This is a genomic window from Moraxella sp. E33BD (genome assembly GCF_041807865.1).
Taxonomy (GTDB): domain Bacteria; phylum Pseudomonadota; class Gammaproteobacteria; order Pseudomonadales; family Moraxellaceae; genus Moraxella; species Moraxella haemolytica.
In genome coordinates, this window is sequence record NZ_JBGTZD010000002.1 from 54136 (window position 1) to 76531 (window position 22396).

General features: G+C 42.5%; 19 protein-coding genes and 3 tRNA genes. 8 read left to right on the forward strand and 14 right to left on the reverse strand.

All coding sequences use genetic code 11. The annotated features are described in order from the left end of the window. Positions 1-402 precede the first annotated feature (402 nt). Positions 403-1152, reverse strand: a complete 750-nt coding sequence (locus ACERC6_RS01440) for a YebC/PmpR family DNA-binding transcriptional regulator (RefSeq protein WP_284674198.1) — start codon at positions 1150-1152, stop codon at positions 403-405. Positions 1153-1195: 43 nt separating this feature from the next. Next, on the reverse strand, positions 1196-2110 hold the full coding sequence (locus tag ACERC6_RS01445; RefSeq protein WP_373627467.1) for a LysR family transcriptional regulator: 915 nt from the start codon (positions 2108-2110) through the stop codon (positions 1196-1198). A gap of 100 nt (positions 2111-2210) precedes the next feature. Between ACERC6_RS01445 and ACERC6_RS01450 the strand changes: the two genes are divergently transcribed. The 4 genes from ACERC6_RS01450 to ACERC6_RS01465 all read left to right on the forward strand — a co-directional run bounded on the left by ACERC6_RS01450 (position 2211) and on the right by ACERC6_RS01465 (position 5300). Continuing rightward, positions 2211-2900, forward strand: coding sequence for a pirin family protein (locus ACERC6_RS01450; RefSeq protein ID WP_373627468.1), 690 nt, complete (start codon positions 2211-2213; stop codon positions 2898-2900). 140 nt (positions 2901-3040) lie between these two features. Beyond that, a complete protein-coding gene (locus ACERC6_RS01455) occupies positions 3041-3586 on the forward strand; it encodes an NADPH-dependent FMN reductase (protein WP_373627469.1) in 546 nt (181 codons plus the stop codon). 97 nt (positions 3587-3683) lie between these two features. Next, complete coding sequence (locus tag ACERC6_RS01460; RefSeq protein ID WP_373627470.1) at positions 3684-4517, forward strand: ion transporter; 834 nt, start codon at positions 3684-3686, stop codon at positions 4515-4517. Between the two features lie 60 nt (positions 4518-4577). Further along, positions 4578-5300 carry a rhomboid family intramembrane serine protease gene (locus ACERC6_RS01465; protein WP_373627472.1) on the forward strand — a complete coding sequence of 241 codons (723 nt, stop codon included), beginning with the start codon at positions 4578-4580 and terminating at the stop codon, positions 5298-5300. On the opposite strand, the gene ACERC6_RS01470 is transcribed toward ACERC6_RS01465, so the two are convergent. Next, positions 5284-6078 carry a UDP-2,3-diacylglucosamine diphosphatase gene (locus ACERC6_RS01470; protein ID WP_373627473.1) on the reverse strand — a complete coding sequence of 265 codons (795 nt, stop codon included), beginning with the start codon at positions 6076-6078 and terminating at the stop codon, positions 5284-5286. The genes ACERC6_RS01465 and ACERC6_RS01470 overlap by 17 nt on opposite strands. Positions 6079-6180: 102 nt before the next feature. Continuing rightward, positions 6181-6690: a peptidylprolyl isomerase gene (locus tag ACERC6_RS01475; protein ID WP_373627474.1), complete on the reverse strand. Its 510-nt coding sequence runs from the start codon at positions 6688-6690 to the stop codon at positions 6181-6183. 231 nt (positions 6691-6921) lie between these two features. Here ACERC6_RS01475 and ACERC6_RS01480 point away from each other — a divergent pair, with 231 nt between their 5' ends. From ACERC6_RS01480 to recJ, 3 genes are all read left to right on the forward strand, one after another. Then, positions 6922-8679 (forward strand): glutamine--tRNA ligase/YqeY domain fusion protein, encoded by a 1758-nt coding sequence (locus ACERC6_RS01480; protein WP_373627475.1) that lies wholly within the window; start codon positions 6922-6924, stop codon positions 8677-8679. Between the two features lie 234 nt (positions 8680-8913). After that, a complete protein-coding gene (ispH, locus tag ACERC6_RS01485) occupies positions 8914-9849 on the forward strand; it encodes a 4-hydroxy-3-methylbut-2-enyl diphosphate reductase (RefSeq protein ID WP_284674206.1) in 936 nt (311 codons plus the stop codon). Between the two features lie 55 nt (positions 9850-9904). After that, the gene (gene recJ, locus ACERC6_RS01490; protein ID WP_373627478.1) at positions 9905-11674 is read left to right on the forward strand and encodes a single-stranded-DNA-specific exonuclease RecJ; all 1770 of its coding nucleotides are present in this window, start codon (positions 9905-9907) and stop codon (positions 11672-11674) included. Positions 11675-11927: 253 nt separating this feature from the next. Here recJ and ACERC6_RS01495 read toward each other — a convergent pair. The 8 genes from ACERC6_RS01495 to leuS all read right to left on the reverse strand — a co-directional run bounded on the left by ACERC6_RS01495 (position 11928) and on the right by leuS (position 20238). After that, a tRNA-Asn gene (locus ACERC6_RS01495) sits at positions 11928-12003 on the reverse strand. 36 nt (positions 12004-12039) lie between these two features. After that, a tRNA-Lys gene (locus ACERC6_RS01500) sits at positions 12040-12115 on the reverse strand. Between the two features lie 71 nt (positions 12116-12186). Beyond that, a tRNA-Lys gene (locus ACERC6_RS01505) sits at positions 12187-12262 on the reverse strand. 126 nt (positions 12263-12388) lie between these two features. Further along, the gene (locus tag ACERC6_RS01510; protein WP_373627479.1) at positions 12389-14395 is read right to left on the reverse strand and encodes a MacB family efflux pump subunit; all 2007 of its coding nucleotides are present in this window, start codon (positions 14393-14395) and stop codon (positions 12389-12391) included. 59 nt (positions 14396-14454) lie between these two features. Then, positions 14455-15756 (reverse strand): efflux RND transporter periplasmic adaptor subunit, encoded by a 1302-nt coding sequence (locus tag ACERC6_RS01515; protein WP_373627480.1) that lies wholly within the window; start codon positions 15754-15756, stop codon positions 14455-14457. A 322-nt stretch (positions 15757-16078) separates the two neighbouring features. Beyond that, positions 16079-17107, reverse strand: a complete 1029-nt coding sequence (gene holA / locus ACERC6_RS01520) for a DNA polymerase III subunit delta (protein WP_373627481.1) — start codon at positions 17105-17107, stop codon at positions 16079-16081. Between the two features lie 9 nt (positions 17108-17116). Continuing rightward, positions 17117-17599 carry a hypothetical protein gene (locus ACERC6_RS01525; protein ID WP_284674210.1) on the reverse strand — a complete coding sequence of 161 codons (483 nt, stop codon included), beginning with the start codon at positions 17597-17599 and terminating at the stop codon, positions 17117-17119. A gap of 41 nt (positions 17600-17640) precedes the next feature. Beyond that, positions 17641-20238, reverse strand: a complete 2598-nt coding sequence (gene leuS, locus ACERC6_RS01530) for a leucine--tRNA ligase (RefSeq protein WP_373627482.1) — start codon at positions 20236-20238, stop codon at positions 17641-17643. Between the two features lie 104 nt (positions 20239-20342). Between leuS and ACERC6_RS01535 the strand changes: the two genes are divergently transcribed. Beyond that, positions 20343-20699: a Spx/MgsR family RNA polymerase-binding regulatory protein gene (locus tag ACERC6_RS01535; protein ID WP_373627483.1), complete on the forward strand. Its 357-nt coding sequence runs from the start codon at positions 20343-20345 to the stop codon at positions 20697-20699. Between the two features lie 213 nt (positions 20700-20912). On the opposite strand, the gene argB is transcribed toward ACERC6_RS01535, so the two are convergent. Further along, positions 20913-21818 (reverse strand): acetylglutamate kinase, encoded by a 906-nt coding sequence (gene argB, locus ACERC6_RS01540; RefSeq protein WP_373627485.1) that lies wholly within the window; start codon positions 21816-21818, stop codon positions 20913-20915. A 107-nt stretch (positions 21819-21925) separates the two neighbouring features. Beyond that, positions 21926-22390 (reverse strand): dUTP diphosphatase, encoded by a 465-nt coding sequence (gene dut / locus ACERC6_RS01545; protein ID WP_284674214.1) that lies wholly within the window; start codon positions 22388-22390, stop codon positions 21926-21928. Between the last annotated feature and the right edge of the window lie 6 nt (positions 22391-22396).

The following is a 22396-nucleotide window of genomic DNA, read 5'->3' on the forward strand; positions in this document are numbered from 1 at the left end:
CTGTTAAAAGTGTGCTTTTAGGACAAATGACAATCTGTAAATTTTGCTTGAGTGTTTATCAATCACTACCCTTAATCAGCTGTGTCATGAATCTGCACATCAACCATATGGTTGCCAATCAAGCCAATGTTGCTGTCATTATAAGCTTATTGTAGGCGAGTTTAAAACATTTGCCAATCATCAGTTGATAAAAGTTTTTATTTTAATAAGTTTTGGCGGGCGAAATAATCATAAAATCATTAGCCATCACGCCATCAGTATAAGCCAATGATGAACTGTTGCGCCTAAGATTGCAAACTGGTGTGTTGTTTTGTGGGTGTGATGGTGATATTTCTATGTACATAGGGTAAAAAATAAGATTGGCAAAAACCAATCTTATTTTATGTGTTAAGTTATGAAGTTTTAAGCATCTAACTGTGCCATCACTTCATCGCTAAAATTGACATTGGTATAGACTTCTTGGACATCGTCCAAGTCTTCTAGCATATCAATCATTTTTAGTACCTTTTGAGCATCGTCAATGTTATCAATATCAGCAGTTGTGCTTGGCGACATGGTAACTTCAGCACTATCCGCTTTTAGACCTGCTTCTGCTAAAGCATCCACCACCGCACCAAAGTCGTTTGGTTCTGTGATGACCAAAAGGCTCTCGCCGTCATTTTCAATATCACTTGCCCCAGCTTCTAGGGCGATTTCCATGACTTTGTCTTCAAGTGTAACATCATCAAATACAATCTCACCACGCTTAGAAAACAAATATGCCACTGAACCTGATGTACCAAGATTGCCACCATGTTTAGAAAATGCGTGGCGTACCTCGCCAACAGTACGATTGACATTATCGGTCATCGTCTCTACAATGACTGCCACACCGCCTACGCCGTAGCCTTCGTAGGTAATCTCTTGGACATTGTCTCCTTCGCCACCACCTTGACCTCGCTCAATGGCGCGCTTGATGACATCTTTGGTCATGTTGGCAGCATTGGCTTTTTCTAAAACAGCACGAAGACGGGGGTTGTTGGCTGGGTCTGGATCACCACCTTTACTTGCAGAGACGATTTCACGGATAATTTTGGTAAAGATTTTGCCTTTTGCGGCATCTTGCTTGGCTTTGCGATGCTTGATGTTCGCCCATTTACTATGACCTGCCATATTACACCTTTAAAAATAAAAAATTGAAATGAAAATGGCGACATTATACAACAGTTGTGGGATTTTTTCTATGGTCATTGTGTCCTAGTGCTTCTAATTGCCCAACATTTTCTTTCAAAAAATCAATCATGTATCGCACCTTAATTGGCAGAAGGCGAGTGGCGGTCAAAATGATAATTGGCACAGGTTTGCCCTGCCAATCAGGCAATACTGGTATAAGCTCTGTGTCAGCTGCAATATTGGGTAGTAATGCTATCCCAAGTCCTTGTTTGGCCAGTCCACTTAGTAGGCGAAAGCTGTTGGAATGATAGAGCATTTTGGGGTGGGTGGTCAGCACCTGCGTATCACAAGATAGCTCCCAATCCAAAACCCCTAAAAATGCCAAACCGTGATGATGAGCCAGTTCATCAGGTGTTTTGGGTGTACCAAGCTTGTCTAAGTAGGCTTTTGATGCAAATAACCGCAAGCTAGATTGGCTTAAAGGATGGACAATGTAGTGATTTTCTTTTGGTATGCCTGCCCGTATTGCCATATCCACACCGCCTGCCAAAAGGTCAGTTTTTTGGGCGGAGACATCAATGTGGAGTTGGATTTTAGGATATTTTTGATAAAATTTAGGCAAAATGGTCATGAGCCAATCTGCAATTTCGTTATTCACAGATAATTTTAATACCCCTTTGGGTTCTATTTTTAGGCCATTCATCGCCTGATGGGTGCGATTAATTTCATCTACGATGGCTGTTGTGCGTTCAAAATAAAATAGTCCTGCTTCAGTGAGTTCTAATTTTCGTGTGGTGCGGTGAATGAGTTTTAGCCCCAGATGATTTTCAAGTTCATTGATTTTTCTGGATAAGGTGGACTGGGGGATATTTAGAGTTTGGGCAGTTTTGCTAAAACTTTTGTTTTTAACCACTGCCACGAACAAAACCAAATTGGCTAATTGTTGAGGATTCTGCATTATTATACCATATATGGATAAATGTTATCTATTATAGCTATTTATTGGATAATAAGAAAGCTCTATAATATCTCATACTTCATAACATATGAGAAAAAATATGCTCTATATTAGAAAATCTTCTGAGCGTGGTCATGCTAATTACGGCTGGCTAGATACTCACCATAGTTTCTCCTTTGCAAATTACCATGACCCTGCTTTTATGGGTTTTTCTGACCTTAGGGTCATCAATGAAGACCGCATTGCTCCAACCATGGGTTTTGGCACACATCCGCACAAGGATATGGAGATTTTGACCTATGTATTAGAAGGTGCTATTGCCCATCAAGACAGCATGGGGAATGTCAAAGATTTTCAGGCAGGCGAGTTTCAGATTATGTCGGCAGGCACAGGCGTTACGCATTCGGAGTTTAATCCAAGTGATGACACAACCTTGCATCTACTGCAGATTTGGATACAGCCTAATGTGCTTGGCGTTACCCCAAGATATGATCAAAGACGCTTTGCCGATAAGCAAGGGGGCGTGCTGATTTTATCGCCAACAGCTGAGCATGAGTCATTTCAAGTCTATCAAGACATGAAATTATGGCGATATCAATATGCCAAAGACAGTACTGATACCATCACTTTGGATACCAATCGCCACTACTGGTTACAAGTGGTCAAGGGGAGTTTTTCTGTCAATGGCAATACTGTCTATCAAGGCGATGGCATGGCAGTTGGTGAAGAGAGTGTGCTTGATGTTATGATAAATGAGGATTGTGAGTTTTTGTTGTTTGATTTACGCTGATGATTGTTAATTTTAATCGCTTAATATTCATCTATTATTTTAGACCAAGTGCTAAGAAATTACTTTTTGTCGTTGGTGATACACAGATGGTGCAACCAATGATGAATTTATCAATATGTTAGGTTTTAAAGAGAAAGGTTATGACAAAACAAGTTGCCGTGCTTGTCGGTTCTGCAAGCAAAAGTTCTTTTAATCATTTGGCGGTAAAGTATTTGCAAAAAATCGCTCCAAGTTCGTGGGTATTAAACATCGTTGAGATTGGTGATTTGCCTTTATATGACCGTGATTTTGATGGTATGGATATTCCTGCTTATACTCGTGTGCGTCAAGCAGTCAAGGCATCAGATGCAGTGATTTGGGTGTCGCCTGAGCATAATGGTGGTTATTCTGCGATGCTTAAAAATGCTATTGATGTGGTGTCTCGTAACCCAGAAGGAAGCCTATGGATTGGCAAACCGCTTGGGTTAATGACGGTCAATGCCAGTGGTAGCACAAAAGCGATTGATGCGTTGCGTGTTATTGCGTCTGCACCTTATATCAATATGCCAACTCTGCCGTTTGGGGCGAGCATTGGTGGGATTTTTGCAGGAGCGTTTGATGGTCATGGTGAGCTGGTTAGTGAGCCTGCTAAAGCCACTTTGCAGGGTTTTATGACTGCCTATGCAGACTTTATAGAGAGCTTCTGATTTTATTTTTTAAAAACCACCAGTCAAACTCATTGGCTGGTGGTTTTTTATGAGAATTTGGGCTAAAATACATCAATTTGAAAAATCAAGAGTATTAATGCGTCCCATTCATTCCTATCGTAAGACACTACCCCTAAAAGAGCGCGTTCATGTCGTCATTGAAGGCACGGACACTCGTGCAGGTAAATTCTTTGATGTCATTTTGCTACTTGGCATTGTGCTAAGTGTGGCGGTGGTTATGCTTGATAGTGTACTGATTTTTAGGTTGCAGTATGGACGGCTATTTCTCTATGCAGAATGGTTTTTTACGGTATTATTTACCATAGAATATATTTTACGGCTATATTCCGCCCCTGACCGCCGCCGTTATGCCTTTAGTTTTTTTGGTGTGGTGGATTTATTGGCACTATTGCCAACTTATTTAAGTCTATTTTTTGTGGGAACGCAGTATCTTTTGGTGGTGCGAATTTTACGCATCTTGCGTATTTTTCGTATATTCAAATTGCGTTCTTATATGCAACAGGCGGGGTTTTTGGCGGCGGCATTTAAGACTTCTCAGCACAAAATCATTGTTTTTTTCATTTCTTTATTGCTTTTGGTTACCATTTTTGGTTCGGTGTTGTATGTGGTTGAGGGTCCAGAAAATGGCTTTACCAGTATTCCTTTGTCTATTTATTGGGCGGTCGTTACCTTGACAACGGTCGGCTATGGCGACATTTCACCAAAAACACCCATTGGTCAAGCGATTGCAAGCATGGTGATGATAACCGGTTATGCCATCATTGCTGTGCCGACAGGTATTTTTACTGCCGAGCTAACCCGTACGATGCGACCACAGTTACATCCTATCAGTTGCCCAAAATGTGGTAAATTTGGTCATGCTTCTAACGCTAAATTTTGCGACCGCTGTGGGCATGATTTGCACATCTAATCCATCTTTATCTTTAGCCATGTATTTTGATTTGATGGCTTATCTTAGGGCCTATGCTTGATGAATATCCAAACTTTATCCAAAAAAGCACCCATCACATTAGTCCTAATCGTCTCTTTTGTGGTGGTGGCGTGCTATCAGCTTCTACAAGGCGTAAGTCTTGATAACCCAAGTTCAAAAGATTTAATCGCTTTTGGCGCCAATTTTTTGCCCTTGAGTTTAACTTATGAGCCGTGGCGATTGGTTTTTAGTGCCTTTTTGCACATCGGATTGATTCATCTGTTGTTTAATGGTTTTGCCATGTATTATTTTGGCATGGTGGTTGAGCAGATAGTTGGCAGGCTACAGTTTTTGGCGTTGTTCTTATTATCGGCAGTGGGTGGTAATCTATTAAACCTTTACATCACTTGGCAGGAAGTCTTAGCAGATGGACGCTTTGGTGTATCGGCAGGAGCATCGGGCGGCATCATGGGTTTTGGTATGTTTTTGTTGGTATTGGCAATCACAAAGACACCCACCATGTTTGTACTAAACACCAAAAGTCTGGCAATCATCATGGGGTTAAACTTTGTGATGGGCTTGACTATTGATGGGATTGATCAGGCAGCTCATTTGGGTGGTGCGTGTATTGGGGCATTGTTCGCCCTATTGATTTGGGCGGTGAGTCGATGGCGACTGTCTGGCGTGTGTTTTTGGTTGTTGTCTATGGTGCTGTTACTTGTCTATGGTTTGATATGGTGGTATCTTCATAATGAGATCATGGCGGTTATGCACGCCATTTAAATGTCCATAAATCCACTTGATTGCCCACCATCACCCCAATCACCGCTTGCACGCCACCGTCTTGATGTCGCCAATCACCCAAAACTACTCTTTTTTTGTTGGTCATCTCATGAATGGCAGGGTGGTGTGTATGCCCATGTATGAGTACATCGCAGGTCGTCAAGGCTTGTTGTACAGCTTGAGAATTGACATCCATGATGTGCTTGGATTTGCCGGATTTGTCATGAGTGGACTTGGCTTTGATTTTGTTGGCAATTTGTCTTCTTTTAGCAAGTGGTTGTTTTAAAATCAGCCAAGCAATAAGGGGGGTTTGGACAATCTTACGGTAGCGTTGATATGCTTTATCATCAGTGCAAAGGCGATCGCCATGCTCTAATCTGTAAAGCTGACCAGACTGTAAACAATAGGGCTCCTTAATCAACCTGCCTTCAAATTCATCGCAGAGTGTCTGACGAATGGCAAAATCACGATTGCCATGCATGACATGAATCTTGGCTGTTGTTGATAAGTGTTGCAGGGCTGATAAAATGGGTGTTAAAAAATGCTGTTTTTTTGCATTATCGTTTAGACTTAGGTAGTCATCATCGCCAATCCAACCATCAAGCCAATCACCCAAAATATACAAATGCGTTAAATTTGGCAAAAAAGACAAATCTTTTAGGAGTGCCAAAAACGCCTGATTTAAAGCAGGTGTGTCTGCTGATAGGTGTAGGTCGCTGACAAAAACCGTGCTGATATCATGCGGACGAGTGGTGATGAGATGATTAAAGTTTTGCATATCTGATGGGGTGGAAAAAAGAAGGGCGAATTATTTTCGCCCTAGTCTTTAAGATGGATTTGGTGGACTGTATCAATAAAATCACCTTAAAGTATGCTAAAATTATTTTGAAATTACTTTAGCAGAGTTAATCACGATTGGCTCGCGTGGCACATCACTGTGATAGCCATAGCGACCGGTTGGTACACCTTTGATTTGATTGACCACATCCATACCATCGGTTACTTTGCCGAATACGGCATAACCCCAACCTTGTGGTGTTGGGCTGCTATAATTTAAAAAGTCGTTATTTTTAACATTAATAAAAAATTGGGCGGTTGCTGAATGTGGGTCGTTGGTGCGAGCCATGGCGATTGTGCCAATGTCATTTTTTAGACCGTTGTCCGCTTCATTCTTAATTGGTGTGCCAGTACGCTTCTCGTTCATGTCGCTATCCATACCACCGCCTTGAATCATGAAGCCATCAATCACACGATGGAAAATCGTGCCATCATAATGACCGCTTTCAACATAGTCAAGGAAGTTGGCAACGGTAACAGGGGCTTTTTCGGCATTAAGTTCAATCACAATCGCACCATGGGTGGTGTCAAGCTGTACAATCGGCATATCCATAGGTATTCCTATTTAAAATTAACAGTGAAATTGACGATATTATAGCAAAGTTTTGGCACAATGGGAAATGCTCAATAAAAATCAGAGTAATTGCATGGAAAAAAATTGTTGACTGCTTGATAATTCTTTATTTAATAAAAATATGCTAGAATAGTGAGATTGACACGACTTGTTTAATTATTTGATGCTTTTTGTTTGATGCTTTAAAAAAATCACCAATTGGAAACTGTTATGACTGAGATGCTATCTGAAAAAAACGACTTTATTCGCCAAATCATCCGTGATGACCTAGCTGTTGGGAAACATGATGGCATCATCACTCGTTTTCCACCAGAACCAAATGGCTATTTACACATTGGTCATGTTAAGTCCATCTGCCTAAATTTTGGTGTGGCAGGTGAGTTTGGTGGTGTGTGTAATTTGCGTTTTGATGATACTAACCCTACCGCTGAAAAGCAAGACTATGTAGATAGTATCAAAGAAGATGTCAAATGGCTTGGTTTTGAATGGGCGGGCGATGTTCGCTATGCGTCCCATTATTTTGATCGGTTGTATGAATGGGCGGTACAGCTCATCAAGCAAGGTGATGCTTATGTTGATTTTCAGACACCTGATGAGATTCGTGAACATCGTGGCGGTTTTGGCAAGCCATCTGTTGAGTCGCCACAGCGTAACGCTACGATTGAAGAGAATCTTGCTCGTTTTGACGACATGAAAAACGGCAAATACAAAGAAGGTCAGGCGGTACTTCGTGCCAAGATTGACATGAATCATGCCAACATGAACATGAGAGACCCTGTCATCTATCGTGTCATGCATGCCCATCATCACCAAACAGGTGACAAATGGTGTATTTATCCAATGTACGACTACGCTCACCCATTATCGGACGCCATTGAGAATATTACACATTCGCTATGTACATTAGAGTTTGAAGATCATAGACCTTTTTATGATTGGGTAGTAGAAAAGGTGGGCTTTGTTAAACCGCCACACCAGTATGAATTTAGTCGTCTTAATATTGATCATACGCTAACTTCTAAGCGTAAGCTAAAACGCTTGGTGGATATGGGTGTGGTATCAGGGTGGGATGACCCAAGAATGCCAACAGTGGCAGGCATGAGACGCCGTGGCTATCCAGCTGAAGGGTTAAGAGACTTTTGTGAGCGAATAGGTATTTCTAAGACCGATGGCGTGGTGGATTTTCGCCAGCTTGAATTTAGTATTCGTAATGCTCTAGAGAATAAAACCGCTCGGGGCATGGCGGTACTTCGCCCATTAAAAGTTACGATTCAGAACTTTGATGAGGCGGTGGCAGATTTTGAGCATCTTAAAAAAGATACGGTTAAAGCTTGCTTGGATAATGGCGTATTATGGCTAACTCAGCCAAAGCACCCAAATGTGGATATGGGCGAGCGTAAAATCCCGTTCACCAAAGAAATCTATATTGACAGAACCGACTTTGAGGTCAGTCCGCCAGCAGGCTATAAGCGACTGTCGCCAGAAAACCCTGAGATTCGTCTGCGTAATAGCTACATTCTAAAAGTGGAAGAATACATCACTGATGAAAAAGGTGAGGTGGTTGAGCTGATTGCAACCATCGATGCTAAGACTTTGGGCAATAATCCAGAAGGTCGTAAGGTTAAAGGGGTGATTCATTGGGTATCTGCCACGCATGGTGTTGATGCGATTGTCCGTATGTATAATCATCTGCTATTAGAAGATGATGAAATTCATCCAGAGGTTACTTTGCATGAAAAAGACATGCTAGATGCTGATACCGATGCCGATACACTATGGATTAAACAACACCTAAATCCTAACTCGCTCACTACTTATCAAGCGGTTGTTGAGCCGTCTTTAGCGAATGTTGTGGGCGGTGAGCGGTTCCAGTTTGAGCGTGAAAGCTACTTTGTAGCAGACACTGTGGAATCTACCAAAGATTTGCCTGTGTATAATCAAATTGTTAGTCTAAAAGATGGTTTTTAATCAATATTTGAATGAATAATTACTAATCAAAAAACCGTCAGTGATTGAACCACACCCCAAAAGTTAGACACTCAGATTCTAACCTTTGGGGTGTTTTTATTTGACCGTTTGCTTAACTAACCAAATAAAACAGCCATAGGATAAATGAAATAAAAATTCTAGCCAGTTAATGCGTAAATGGCGTAAATGTGGTAAAGTAGTCAGCTAAAATGAAGATAAAATAGAGAAGATGATATGAAGATTCTATTGGCTAATCCACGAGGATTTTGTGCGGGTGTGGATAGGGCGATTGCCATTGTGAATGAGGCATTGCGTCGTTTTAATCCGCCGATTTATGTGCGTCATGAAGTGGTGCATAATAAATTTGTGGTGGAAGACCTTGCCAATCGTGGAGCGATATTTGTTGAAGAGCTTGATGAAGTCCCTGATGGGGCGATTGTGATTTTTTCGGCACATGGCGTCTCAAGGGCGGTAGAAGATGAAGCGACTCGCCGAGACTTGACAGTCTTTGATGCCACCTGCCCACTGGTAACAAAAGTACATATTGAGGTGGGTAAATTTGCCCAAGAAGGCATGGATGCTATTTTAATTGGTCATGCAGGACACCCTGAAGTAGAGGGAACGATGGGGCGTTTTGATACCAGTTTTGGCGGTCGCATTCATCTGGTGGAAGATGCTGATGATGTCGCCGGCTTGAATTTTGATGAGGATAAAGAACTTGCCTTTGTAACACAAACAACTTTATCAATGGACGATACGGCAGTGGTCATTGATGCATTAAAACATAAATTTCCTAAAATCAACGCACCCAGAAAAGATGATATTTGCTACGCCACCCAAAATCGTCAAGATGCGGTCAAATCTTTGGCAGAACAGTGTGATGTTGTGTTGGTTGTTGGCAGTCCAAATTCATCAAACTCTAATCGCTTAAGAGAGCTTGCTGAGCGTTTGGGGGCATGTGCTTATTTGATTGACAATGCCGGTCAGATGGATAAGGCGTGGTTTGATGGCGTGGCGTGTGTGGGTGTTACTGCAGGTGCATCAGCTCCAGAGATATTGATTCAAGAAGTATTGGCGACTTTGCAGTCATGGGGGGCAGAAGATCCCCAAGAGATATGTGGCATTGAAGAGAATGTTACTTTTAGTCTGCCTAAGTCTTTGCGTACTTGATGAATATAGCATAAGTAAAGCACAATCAAAGAAACTCAATAAAAAGAAGAACAAAATGACAAAACTTAATTTATCGCCACGCCACATGGGTGAAGTGCCTGAGGAGCTGGTGCAACAGTTTGGTTCATTAACGCTGGCTCGTGTCTTTTTGGCACGAGGTGTTGATGATGTGTTACTGCTTGATACTTCGGTGGGCAGTCTATTGCCTGCAAGTGAGCTAGCAGGACTGGATAAGGCGGCAGCCTTGATTGATCACGCCATTGACGACAAAAGAATCTTAATCGTTGGCGATTTTGACTGTGATGGAGCGACTTCGACCGCCTTGATGGTTCGTTGTTTAAAAGAGATGGGTGCTGATGTGAATTTTTTGGTGCCTGATAGATTTAAGTTTGGCTATGGTTTGACACCAGAGATTGTTGAGTATGGCGTAGCACAATTTGACCCAGAGGTTATTATTACGGTGGATAATGGCATTTCAAGCCATGAGGGTGTTGAGCGTGCCAAAGAGCTGGGTGTGCAAGTCATCATCACCGACCACCACCTTACTACCAAAGCATCGCCAGAGGCTGCTGCGGTGGTCAATCCAAATCAGCAAGGTTGTAATTTTGGTAGCAAGTCTTTGGTGGGTGTTGGAGTGGCATTTTATGTGATGGGGCGAGTTGCTCGCATTCGTAGAGAGACTGGAAAAAAAACCACGAGTGTTGCCAAATATTTGGATTTGGTAGCGTTAGGCACAGTAGCTGATGTTGGTACGCTTGACCAAAATAATAGAATCTTGGTAACACATGGGGTTAATGCCATTCGTGATGGGCGTGCCTGTCATGGGGTACTTGCCATTCTTGAGCAATCTGGGCGATACCATGAGAAAATCAGTAGTGATGACTTGGGTTTTGCCATCGCACCACGCATTAACGCTGCAGGGCGTATGGATAATATGCAAACAGGGGTGGAATGTCTGCTTGCTGACGATTGGAGTACGGCATATACGCTGGCACTTGAATTAAATAAACTCAACCACTCTCGTCGTGCCATTGAGACGCAAATGCGTGATGAGGCATCGCAGATTATTCAAGACCTGCACCTAAATTCATCTGACGAACCGACCCTACCACGAGGCATTGTCCTACATCAAGATAATTGGCATCAAGGGGTGATTGGTATCGTGGCAGGGCGAATTAAGGAGCGACTATATCGTCCAACGATTGTATTTGCTCCTGCTGATGCGAATAAAGTTGGTGATGAAGATTGGATCAAGGGGTCGGCACGCTCTATAGCAGGCGTGCATATCCGTGATGCCATTGAGTCGGTGGCAATCACACATCCTGAATTAATTGCTCATTTTGGTGGTCATGCGATGGCAGCAGGTCTAACCATTAAAAAACGCCATTTTAACACCTTTAAAACGGCTTTTTTGGCGGTGTTAGACGGTTTTGATGAATCAGTATTTAACGAAGAGCATTTCACTGATGGTGAGCTTGCTCCTCAGGATTTTAGCTTAAATTTTGCTCATCGGCTCAAAAATGCTAGCGTGTGGGGCAATGGCTTTGCACTACCAAGTTTTGATGGGGTGTTTGAAGTGCTGAATTTTCGTGTCATGAAAGACAAGCATCTAAAGCTAACACTCCGCTTGCCAGAAGTTCAGTACCCCATTGATGCAGTTTGGTTTAATTTTGATGCGGATAAATGGGATTATCGTGCCAGTCGTGTGCATATTTTGTTCGCCCTAGATATCAATGAATGGCAGGGTAATCAAAGTTTGCAATTACTCATCAAGGATTTAGCGGTTAATCAGATTGCACCGATGGTTGCACCGCACCGTATGTGATAACACCCCTTGTCTTTGGCAAGGGGTTTTTGGCTTGTTTGGGTTGTGATTTTTTGATGATGCTTGCTTGATAGATGTGTTGTAGGGTTGATGGATTAAAGGTTGCTTGGGCTAAAGTATAGTCATCAAGGTTTAAAGTTAATAAGCTAAATGACTGTTGCGACTCTTATTGATATTGCTGTTTTTTTGTGAGTGGTGATAGATAAAATCAAAAAAAACAAAAGCCCTTTCTTATGAAAGGGCTTTTTTAATATGGCTCCCCAACCTGGGCTCGAACCAGGGACACACGGATTAACAGTCCGATGCTCTACCGACTGAGCTATTGGGGAATATTAATTCTTTAAATTATCGGTCTATTTAAAGAATGGTGGGTCGTGCAGGATTCGAACCTGCGACCAATTGATTAAAAGTCAACTGCTCTACCAACTGAGCTAACGACCCAATTTGTGTTGAGTATTATACTAGATAATTTCAACTTTGCAAGTATTTTTTTACTTGAATTATTAGGATAATGGTGGGTCGTGCAGGATTCGAACCTGCGACCAATTGATTAAAAGTCAACTGCTCTACCAACTGAGCTAACGACCCTTATCGCTAATGTGGTGCGTATTATACACCATATTTTTAACTTTGCAAGTGTTTTTTCAATTATTATTTAAAAATAATTAAAATAATGGTTTTTTATAAGTTATCTAAAAAACCATTATTTTGGGATTAGTTATGTGATAGAGCTTCCACAGGGTTTAGGCGTGCGGCATTTCTGGCAGGTAAAAATCCAAATATAATGCCGATTAAAGTTGAGCAGACAAAAGCTACGATGATGGAAGTTGGCGAATAAATCACCCCAATATTATCACTGCCAAGACTGTTAATGACTGCTCCGATGCCAAAGGCAAGTAAAATGCCTAAAATACCACCCAATACGCAAACCAACACCGCTTCTATCAAAAACTGCTGCATGATGTCAGACTGTCTTGCTCCGACCGCCATGCGTACACCAATTTCGCTTGTGCGTTCGGTAACAGAAACAAGCATGATATTCATGACGCCAATACCGCCAACAATGAGTGATATGATGGCAATTGATGAGATGAGTAATGTCATGGTGCTTGTGGCGGATTGGACAGTCTCTTTGATGCTGTCGGTATTCATGATATCAAAATCATCTGTACCATGCCTAGATTTGATGAGGTCAAAGATGGCATTCTCTGCGATGTCAGAGGGTGTGTCGGTATCTACGAGTACCACGAACAAATTGATATGGCTTGTGCCTAGCATGCGGTGCATGACGGTTGTGTAGGGCATATAGATGTTTGGGGTGTTGGTATTGTGTCCAAATGATGAATTTTTGGCAGAAAGTACGCCAACGATTTGCCCTGGCATATTACCCACCATCAGCATTTGACCGATGGGATTGCCTTGTCCGTTAAAAAAAGTTTTATAAGCATTTTGATCAATGATGATGTCTTGAGCAAGAGCGGATATGCTAGCATCATTAAAGCCTTGCCCCATCTCAAGTTTTTCGCCTGTTACCGCCAAATAATCCTGACCAATGCCGTTGATATTGCCTGTGGCTTCGGTATTCTTATAACGGATAGAAACGCTGGTATCCACCTGTGGGCTGACAGACTGAGCATAAGGTTGTGCGGCGACGGCATTGGCATCATCAACAGTTAGATTATCGTAGCCATAGCGACGGCGTGGGTCGCCATAAGGATACCCATCAATAACGGTGATGGTATTGGTTCCTAGTGCGTTAATGTCATTTAAAATTTTGGCTTGCGAGCCTTGACCTAACCCCACAATTGACACAACAGAAGCAATGCCAATGATGATTCCTAGCATGGTGAGTAGCGTCCGCATTTTGTGAGCTTTCATGGCATAGATGGACATTTTAAAGGCTTCTTTTAGGCGGTCTAGCACGCCCAGTAGGGCATTGTTTGAGTCAAAGGACTGCTTGCTGATGGCGGTGCTTTGATGGGTGTTTTGTATCTGATGGCTATTATCTTGTTGCTTGGCATTGTCTGTGTAATAATCAGCGATGACACGACCATCTTTTAATTCAATCACACGCTCAGCTTGGCTAGCCAAACTTGGATCATGCGTTACCATAATAATGGTATGCCCATCATCTTTTAGGCGGTGCAAGATATTCATGACTTCCTTGCCTGAGCCACTATCTAACGCTCCTGTCGGTTCATCCGCCAAAATGATATCACCCCCATTCATTAAGGCTCGGGCAATAGAAACTCGTTGCTGTTGTCCGCCTGAGAGCTGATTGGGTCGATTATTGATTTTGTTGGCTAATCTTAACTGGGTAAGTAGCTCGGCGGCACGCTTGCGTCTTTTGGCGGTGCTTGTGCCTGCATAGACTGCAGGAACGGTAACATTATCTAAAGCATTGATGTCGCCAAGCAGATGATAACGCTGAAAAATAAAACCAAAATGCTCACGACGCAACTTAGCAAGCTCTTCGCCATCCATGTTATCAACCGATTTGCCAAAGATGGTATAGCTTCCACTTGTGGCTTTATCCAGACAGCCTAAAATATTCATCAGTGTGGACTTGCCAGAGCCTGACTGACCAATGATGGCAACCATCTCACCTTGATAAAGCGTTAAATTAATGCCATGCAAAATACGCACATGATCATCGCCTGCCTGAAAATCACGAATGAGATTTTTCACTTCAATGAGCGGTTTTTTTGGGTGTGTTGTCATATAGTGCCATGTATATTGTGTTGTTTGGTTGGTGGTTTTGATGTCTTTTGCTTATCGCATCATCGGCGGTCTGTTGAGTTTTTATTTTGACCGCCTTTACCTGATTCTCCAATGACGACTTTATCACCTGCTTGTAGACCTGATTTTATTTCAGCGTTAATGCGGTTATTTAGACCAACTTCTACCTCTACAATCTTGGCATGACCATCTGCATTCACCACTTGTACGGTGTGTTTATTGCCCACGCTTTGTATGGCGGCAGAAGGAATTGTTAGAACATTTTTGACTGAATCAATAATGATATTGACTTGCGTGGTCATGTCAATGCGAAATTTTCTCTCGGTATTGTCCACATCAAGATAGCCAATATAGTATACAGCCGAATCGGTGCTACTACTGGTGCTAATGTTCTCAGGGGCAGGGTTAATCCCAGTTAATACCGCATCAAACTGTTCGTCAGGCTTACCGATGATATTAAAACGAGCAGGGAGACCTGTTTTGACATTGATGACATCAGCTTCTGATATTTGGGCGTTGATGCGTACACGACTTAAGTCGGCTAATGTAACAATCGTAGGGGCGGACTGCATGGCATTAACCGTTGTCCCTTCTTTTTGGGTAATAGAAACTACTGTGCCATCCATCGGTGCGGTGATGGTGGTATAACTAAGGTCCTCTTGGGCGGTGGATAGATCGTTTTGGGCTTTGTTAATGGCGGCTTTTTGACTTTGAATGTTGGCACGAGCAGCATTGACATCATTTTTGGCATTTTGAATGTTAGCACGAGCAGCATTGACATTCTCCTGTGCAACCTCAACAGCAGCTTTGGCATCGTCGTAGTCTTGATGACTGACTGCATTGATTTCTACCAAGCCAGACAAGCGTTCTAGTGCCTTTTTAGCTTTATTAAGTTCGCTTAAGCGTGCATTTAGGATGGCGGTATTACTACTGATACTGCCTTGGGCGGATTGTAGGTTGCTTTGGGCTTGGGCGAGTGATGCGTTAGCTTGTTGTAGGTTTGCCTGTGCGTTTAACACGGTGTTTTTTTGTCCTACTTGGTTGATTTGAGCGATGATATCGCCTTTTTTAACCTCATCACCAATTTCAACATATAGCTTGACTATTCTGCCCGATACCTGAGCCCCAACATCAATGCTTTTGATGGGTTTAACTTTGGCTGATGACATAACCACGCTTTCGATATCGCCCATCGTTGCTTCGGCTGTTAGATAATTAGGCGGAGCATCTTTGGTCTTAAAGAAATGATAAGCTAAGGCTGATGATAATAAAATAACCAGAATGACGATTAGCCATTTTATCATGGGTGGTAATTTGTGTTGCTTGGTGAATATTATAGTCATGGCTCGGCTTTCCAATTTTAGTATTTAACTAAAATCAATCTTATGCTACTGATAAAACGATGCAAAGATGATTTGAATATAAAATGATGATTTGATTATAACATGATCATCGGTTTTAAGGTTGATAAAATGCTTGGCTTGAATAACAAAAGAGCGATAAGTCTTTTTTGATAAAATTTATGGGCAATGCTTAAAGTGTATAAGTTTTAATTGAGCTACTTAATTTGGCGGTTACTGGCATAAGAGTGGATATTTAAAATGATGATTGTTGCTAGATTGATTAACTGTGAGTGGTTGGGGGTTTTAGTTAGTCTGCCTTAACTTAGTGTATACGGCTTTGTTGTGATGATAAACCGCACATTGATAGACACAGTTGCCTCATCATTAACCAAACATCGGCATCATAAATGCCTTTAATGGCACAGTCAATCTCATAAATCCATCTAAGCCAATTACCACTCATGCCATGTGTGCGGTGGGCGGTTTGGGTGTATGATTGAATTTTGCTTTGCCAAATACCCAGATCACCTGCTGATTTGCCTGATTGTAACTGTAAAATAAGCCTTGCGTCTTTATTTAATGCCCATAATATGATGCTCGGGGCAGTGCCAACATCTTGTAGGTGCTGTAAGATATTCAAGGCTTTGGTAGCATTTGCCATGAGTAGTTGTTCGGACAAATCAAATACGCTAAATTCAGCCCCATCAACCAAGCAGGTATTTAGCATGGCAAGGTCAATAGGTTGTGCGTTATTTGGGTATAATAAAGACAGTCGCCACAGGTTCTGATGAGCGGTCAGTAGATTGTTTTCGGTGTGTGATAATAAAAGTTGCCACGCATCGGGTGTTAGGGTGATCCCTAACTGCTTAGCTTGTACCTGCAAAACATCATGACGCATCTGCTCGTTATAAATATTGGCATCAATAATAAGACCATGCGTGTCAAATAGCTTAACCGCTTTGGTGGCTAGAGACTTTTTATCTTGTTTGGGTAAGTACCAAATCAGATGATGGGGGGTGCTTTGGGCAATACGCTCAAGTGTTGCCATAATGTTGGCAAGACCTTCTTTGTCGGCTTTAGGTTTATGATTGCCACTAATAATGATTGCACTGGTATCACCAAATAGACTTAAGCTATCAAGTTCAGTAACCACCTCGCTCCATGACTTAGAGCTACTAAGCTCAATGCGTTTGATGGTTTGTTCATTGGCACGCCAGATGGGACGACAGGCATCAATCAGCCAAGAAATCATGAGTGGCTCATCAGAATGCACCAACCAAAAACCTGTAATGGGTGGTGCATTTTGTGCAGTTAATAACTGCTTAAATAGTGGTAAAAAACGCTGCTGCATGAGCCTATCTTATTTTGATTTGGCGTAATACTGTTCGGCGATACGCTGTGCCAGATGTTCATACAGCCATTGCTTGGTTTTTTCGCCTTGCTGATCTAGCGTGATGATACTAGCTTCGTTATATTGATAGCTTTGTTCTACTTGGATTGGGTGTTTGTGTGTCTGATTGTTAATTGTATAACTGACATCCGCCATCAATACCAAGCGAACCTCTGTCAATGTACCTACCAGTTCATAACGGCGAAAACGCAAGTTGTCCACCTTAATAGTGTTGGTGGCATCAGCTTGGTTTGTGATGCCAAGTAGCTGTAGCTGTTTTGATAAGGGTTGCTTGAGTGCTAACGCTTCTTGATTGTCCGCCAGTATGATACTTGTGGTGGCATATAAGGGGCTGGCTGATACGCTATTTTGGGTGCCACGCAGGGCAAAGCCACAAGCACTAAGGCTTGTTGCTATTGCCATAACTAGGACGGGTGCTAGGGTTTTTTTCATAAAGTTTTCCTAAGCAAATATGACCTACAGTGTGGTTTGTGTTATCCTGCAACAACAAAGCTGACCAGTTTGTTTGGTACTACGATGGCTTTTTTGATGTCGCCTGTTATGAATTTATCCACACCTTCAGCTGATTTGGCAAGTTCAATCAAGCTGTCATTGTCTAAACCAGTAGCAACCTCCATCTTGCCACGCACTTTACCATTGACTTGAATGACCATTGTCATGGTGTCACTTACTAATGCTGATGTGTCAAGTGCTGGGAAGGTAAGTGTGCGACTATCAAAACCAAACGCTTCTAATAGATGCTCTCCCGCATGAGGTGCGTATAAAGACAGTATGGTTAGTAGGGCGATGAGTGATTCGTGGCGAGTTGCCAAATCACCATCATCTTTTACTGCAAATGCTCCAATGTCATTAGCAAGTTCCATCAATGATGATACAGGTGTGTTGAGAGTCAAATGTTCACCTAAAGCTGTATCAATCTTAGAGATGGTCTCGTGCGTCTTACGGCGTAGGTCTTTGGCAGGTTTTGATAAATTGGTAGTATCAATGACAAGGGCTGACTTATCCACGCCTTTGATGGCAGTTAGATGCTCATCGCTAAGTCGCCATACTTTCTTGACAAAATTGTAAGGACCTTTTAGGGCAGAGTCCGACCACTCTAGCGTTTGGTCGGCAGGAGCGGTAAACATGGTATAAAGTCGTACTGTGTCCGCTCCGTACTCATTCATGATGGTCTGTGGGTCCACACCATTGTTTTTGGATTTGGACATTTTTTCTATTTTGCCGATGATGACAGGCTTGCCATCTGCTATCAGTACTGCTTCATTGCCACGCACTTCTATCTCATGGGGGAAGTAATAAGTTTTTGAACCATCATTATTTTCACGGTAGAAAGTCCCTGCTAGTACCATGCCTTGTGCCAGTAGGTTCTCAAAAGGTTCTGCCCCTTTAACCAATCTTTCATCACGCATGACTTTATGGAAAAAGCGAGCATACAACAGATGTAAGATGGCGTGTTCAATACCGCCTACATATTGGTTGACAGCTAGCCACTTGTCTGCACCTTCTCGACCGACCATTTGGGTGTCATCATGGGGAGTGGTGAAACGCTGAGCGTACCAACTACTTTCCACAAAAGTATCAAAGGTGTCGGTCTCACGCTCGGCAGATTGACCGCATTTAGGGCAGGTGCAGTTGACGAATTCTGGCATGGATTTTAAGGGGTTGCCTCGACCATCAGGTACGACATCAGTTGGCAGTACGACAGGCAAATCGCTCTCTGGCACAGGCACTGTTCCGCAATACTGGCAGTTGATCATTGGAATAGGGCAACCCCAATAACGCTGACGACTCACGCCCCAATCACGCAGGCGGTATTGAGTGGTAATCTTGGCTTTCTCTCCCACTAATTCTAGGATTTTGGTGGTGGCGGTGTCTTTATCCATGCCATCAAGCACGCCAGAGTTTATGCACACACCGTCTTTGTCAGAATACCACTCTTGCCATGCGTCTGTGCTGTACTCTTTATCTTTGAAAGTAATGACTTGTTTGATGGGTAGGTCATACTTTTTGGCAAATTCAAAATCTCGCTCATCATGAGCGGGAACACCCATTACCGCCCCTGAACCATAACTCATCAGGACATAGTTGGCAACCCAAATAACCACAGGATCACCTGTTACAGGATGCGTGGCAGTTAAGCCTGTATCCATGCCGACTTTTTCAGTCTTGGCAAGTTCTGCCTCTGCCACAGAGCCTTGTTTGCATTCGCTGATAAAGGCTTGTAAAGCGGGGTTGTCTTGGCTAGCATAGGTGGCAAGGGGGTGCTCGGCAGACACTGCAAGATAGCTTACCCCCATTATGGTATCAGGGCGAGTGGTAAAGACAGTGAGTTTGTCTACTTGTCCGTCTAATTCATAAACAAAATCAAGCTCCATGCCATGGCTTTTGCCAATCCAGTTATGTTGCATGGTAAGTACTTGTTTTGGCCATTTGTTTTCTAGCAGTTTTAAATCGTCAAGCAACTCGTCTGCATAATCTGTGATTTTAAAATAATACATTGGGATATCATGCTTTTCAACAAGTGCACCTGAACGCCAACCACGACCATCGATGACCTGCTCGTTGGCAAGTACGGTATTATCCACAGGGTCCCAGTTTACGGTGGAAAGTTTTTTATAAACCAAGCCTTTTTTATAAAGTTGTAAAAACAGCCATTGCTCCCATTTGTAGTATTCAGGGGTGCAAGTGGCAAACTCACGAGACCAGTCAATTGATAGACCTAGCGACTTTAATTGACCACGCATATGCTCAATATTTGCCATTGTCCATTTATAGGGAGCGACTTTATTGTCAATGGCGGCATTTTCGGCAGGTAAACCAAAAGCATCCCAGCCCATCGGTTGCATGACATCGTAGCCCTTTTGACGATAATAGCGACTTAGCACATCGGTGATGGCGTAGTTGCGTACATGCCCCATGTGTAGCTTGCCACTAGGGTAAGGGAACATTGAGAGCATGTAACGAGTGGGTTTGCCGTTATCACAGTTATCCGTGTGGTAGCGGTTATCGGCTTGCCATTTGGCTTGTTGTGTCTGTTCAATGGATTTAAAATCGTAATCGTTTAGGCTCATGGCTATCTCAGATAATTATTGGGTAAAATGTTGGAAAATTAACAGGTTATTATAGCGTAATTTTGATATAATTTGCCAATATTTTTATATCTTAAGGGGAAGTCATGCTGACCATTTATGGTATCAAAAATTGCAACACCATGAAAAAAGCATTTGATTTTTTAAATCAAAATGGCATAGCGTATGAATTTTTTGATTATAAAAAGTCGGTACTTAGCCTAGAGCAGTTTAAAAAATTCGTGGCGACTTTTGGTGAAAAGACCATCAATAAACAAGGCACAACTTATCGTAAGTTTGATGACACCATCAAAAATACACTCATGAGTGGTGATGTCTCTGCCATGTATGAGATGATTAAGAATCATCAAAGTGTGTTAAAACGCCCAATTATCATGGGTGATGATGTGGCTTTGATTGGTTTTGATGAGCATGAATGGGGCAAAGTGCTTGGCGGAGAGTGAGATTGGCCATTATGCTGATTAAAATAAGCATAATGGCAAAATGTATAAAGACACTAGTCATAACAAGATTTTGTGAGTTTTTGACTTTGGTGGTATTTTGGCATTAACCATTAATAGCAATGTTGTCGTCTGTGTGAAGGTGAAGTTTGCCTAATTCATCATTTATTGGAGTTTTTGGTCATTAGCCACCTTCACACAAATGACTTTGTTAAATTAATTGATAAAGTCTGATTCTCTTAAAATCTGTGTGCCTACACCTTCATCGGTAAAGATTTCTAGTAAGCAGGCGTGCGGAACTCGCCCATCTACGATGGTGGCACTTCTAAGCCCTGCTTTAACAGCATCTAAAGCTCCTGCGATTTTAGGTATCATGCCACCACTAATCGTGCCGTCAGCGATGAGATTATCAACATCGGTGGGCGACAAACTGGTCAATACACTGCCCTCTTTATCAAGCACGCCTTTAATGTTGGTCAGTAGCAATAAGCGTTCAGCATTTAAAAACTCTGCCACTTTGCTTGCGACAAGGTCGGCATTGATGTTGTAGGTCTCGCCTTTTTCATCTACGCCAAGTGGGGCAATGACAGGAATAAAATCGCTATGGATTAGCATATTGATTACTTCTGTATTGACATGAGCCACTTCGCCCACAAAGCCCAAATCAATGGCATTGCCATCTTTATCGGTCATGGCAAGTTTGGTTGCTTTGATGAGATTGGCATCTTTGCCAGTCAAGCCAATTGCTTGTCCGCCATGCTTATTGATTAGGTTGACAATGGATTTGTTCACACTGCCACCTAGTACCATCTCTACCACATCCATCGTCTGTTTGTCGGTGACTCGCATGCCGTCTATGCGGTCAGATTCACGACCAAGTTCATTCATGAGATTATCCACCTGTGGACCTCCGCCGTGTACTACCACAGGATGAATGCCTACGGTTTTTAGCAGGACAATATCACGGGCAAATGAACTTTCTAGCACAGGGTCGGTCATGGCATTACCGCCGTATTTGATGACAATCAATTTATCTTTGTAACGCTGAATATAGGGTAGGGCGGTGGTGATGACCTCACTGGTGTGTTTGGCTTCGTCTAAGGTTAGGGATTTGTGTTGCATGGCTATTCCTTTGAAAGTATTGGTAAATGGATTGGTATCCGCTTTGCTTGATTGAATTGGGATAAATAAAAATTACTACTGGGTAGCCAAGTCAATGTCATCATCAATCATTTAATCCCAGAGCTACCAAACCCCCCTGTGCCACGCTCACTATCATCACTAAACTGATCTACAATTTCAAAAGAAGGACGAACGACAGGCACGACCATATACTGAGCCATGCGTTCGGCAGGATTTAGGATAAAATCAGCATCACTTCTATTCCATACTGATACCATAAGTTCGCCTTGATAGTCAGCATCAATCAGCCCCACCAAGTTACCAAGTACAATACCATGCTTATGCCCAAGTCCTGAGCGAGGCAGGATAATCCCTGCATAATTTGGATCTTTGATATAAATCGCCATGCCTGTGCCGATGAGTTTGGTCTCGCCTGCACGGATGATAACAGGCTCATCAATGCAGGCACGCAAATCAATGCCGGCCGAACCGTCTGTAGCACGAGTAGGTAGTGGAAAGTTTGGGTCTGTACCGATTTTGGGATTTAGGAGTTTGACTTGGACTGTGTTCATGAGCTG

Excerpts from the sequence above, each read along its gene's own strand:
- ACERC6_RS01440 (WP_284674198.1), bottom strand. The coding sequence starts at position 1,152 with ATGGCAGGTCATAGTAAATGGGCGAACATCAAGCATCGCAAAGCCAAG.
- ACERC6_RS01445 (WP_373627467.1), bottom strand. The coding sequence starts at position 2,110 with ATGCAGAATCCTCAACAATTAGCCAATTTGGTTTTGTTCGTGGCAGTG.
- ACERC6_RS01450 (WP_373627468.1), top strand. The coding sequence starts at position 2,211 with ATGCTCTATATTAGAAAATCTTCTGAGCGTGGTCATGCTAATTACGGC.
- ACERC6_RS01455 (WP_373627469.1), top strand. The coding sequence starts at position 3,041 with ATGACAAAACAAGTTGCCGTGCTTGTCGGTTCTGCAAGCAAAAGTTCT.
- ACERC6_RS01460 (WP_373627470.1), top strand. The coding sequence starts at position 3,684 with ATGCGTCCCATTCATTCCTATCGTAAGACACTACCCCTAAAAGAGCGC.
- ACERC6_RS01465 (WP_373627472.1), top strand. The coding sequence starts at position 4,578 with ATGAATATCCAAACTTTATCCAAAAAAGCACCCATCACATTAGTCCTA.
- ACERC6_RS01470 (WP_373627473.1), bottom strand. The coding sequence starts at position 6,078 with ATGCAAAACTTTAATCATCTCATCACCACTCGTCCGCATGATATCAGC.
- ACERC6_RS01475 (WP_373627474.1), bottom strand. The coding sequence starts at position 6,690 with ATGGATATGCCGATTGTACAGCTTGACACCACCCATGGTGCGATTGTG.
- ACERC6_RS01480 (WP_373627475.1), top strand. The coding sequence starts at position 6,922 with ATGACTGAGATGCTATCTGAAAAAAACGACTTTATTCGCCAAATCATC.
- ispH (WP_284674206.1), top strand. The coding sequence starts at position 8,914 with ATGAAGATTCTATTGGCTAATCCACGAGGATTTTGTGCGGGTGTGGAT.
- recJ (WP_373627478.1), top strand. The coding sequence starts at position 9,905 with ATGACAAAACTTAATTTATCGCCACGCCACATGGGTGAAGTGCCTGAG.
- ACERC6_RS01510 (WP_373627479.1), bottom strand. The coding sequence starts at position 14,395 with ATGACAACACACCCAAAAAAACCGCTCATTGAAGTGAAAAATCTCATT.
- ACERC6_RS01515 (WP_373627480.1), bottom strand. The coding sequence starts at position 15,756 with ATGACTATAATATTCACCAAGCAACACAAATTACCACCCATGATAAAA.
- holA (WP_373627481.1), bottom strand. The coding sequence starts at position 17,107 with ATGCAGCAGCGTTTTTTACCACTATTTAAGCAGTTATTAACTGCACAA.
- ACERC6_RS01525 (WP_284674210.1), bottom strand. The coding sequence starts at position 17,599 with ATGAAAAAAACCCTAGCACCCGTCCTAGTTATGGCAATAGCAACAAGC.
- leuS (WP_373627482.1), bottom strand. The coding sequence starts at position 20,238 with ATGAGCCTAAACGATTACGATTTTAAATCCATTGAACAGACACAACAA.
- ACERC6_RS01535 (WP_373627483.1), top strand. The coding sequence starts at position 20,343 with ATGCTGACCATTTATGGTATCAAAAATTGCAACACCATGAAAAAAGCA.
- argB (WP_373627485.1), bottom strand. The coding sequence starts at position 21,818 with ATGCAACACAAATCCCTAACCTTAGACGAAGCCAAACACACCAGTGAG.
- dut (WP_284674214.1), bottom strand. The coding sequence starts at position 22,390 with ATGAACACAGTCCAAGTCAAACTCCTAAATCCCAAAATCGGTACAGAC.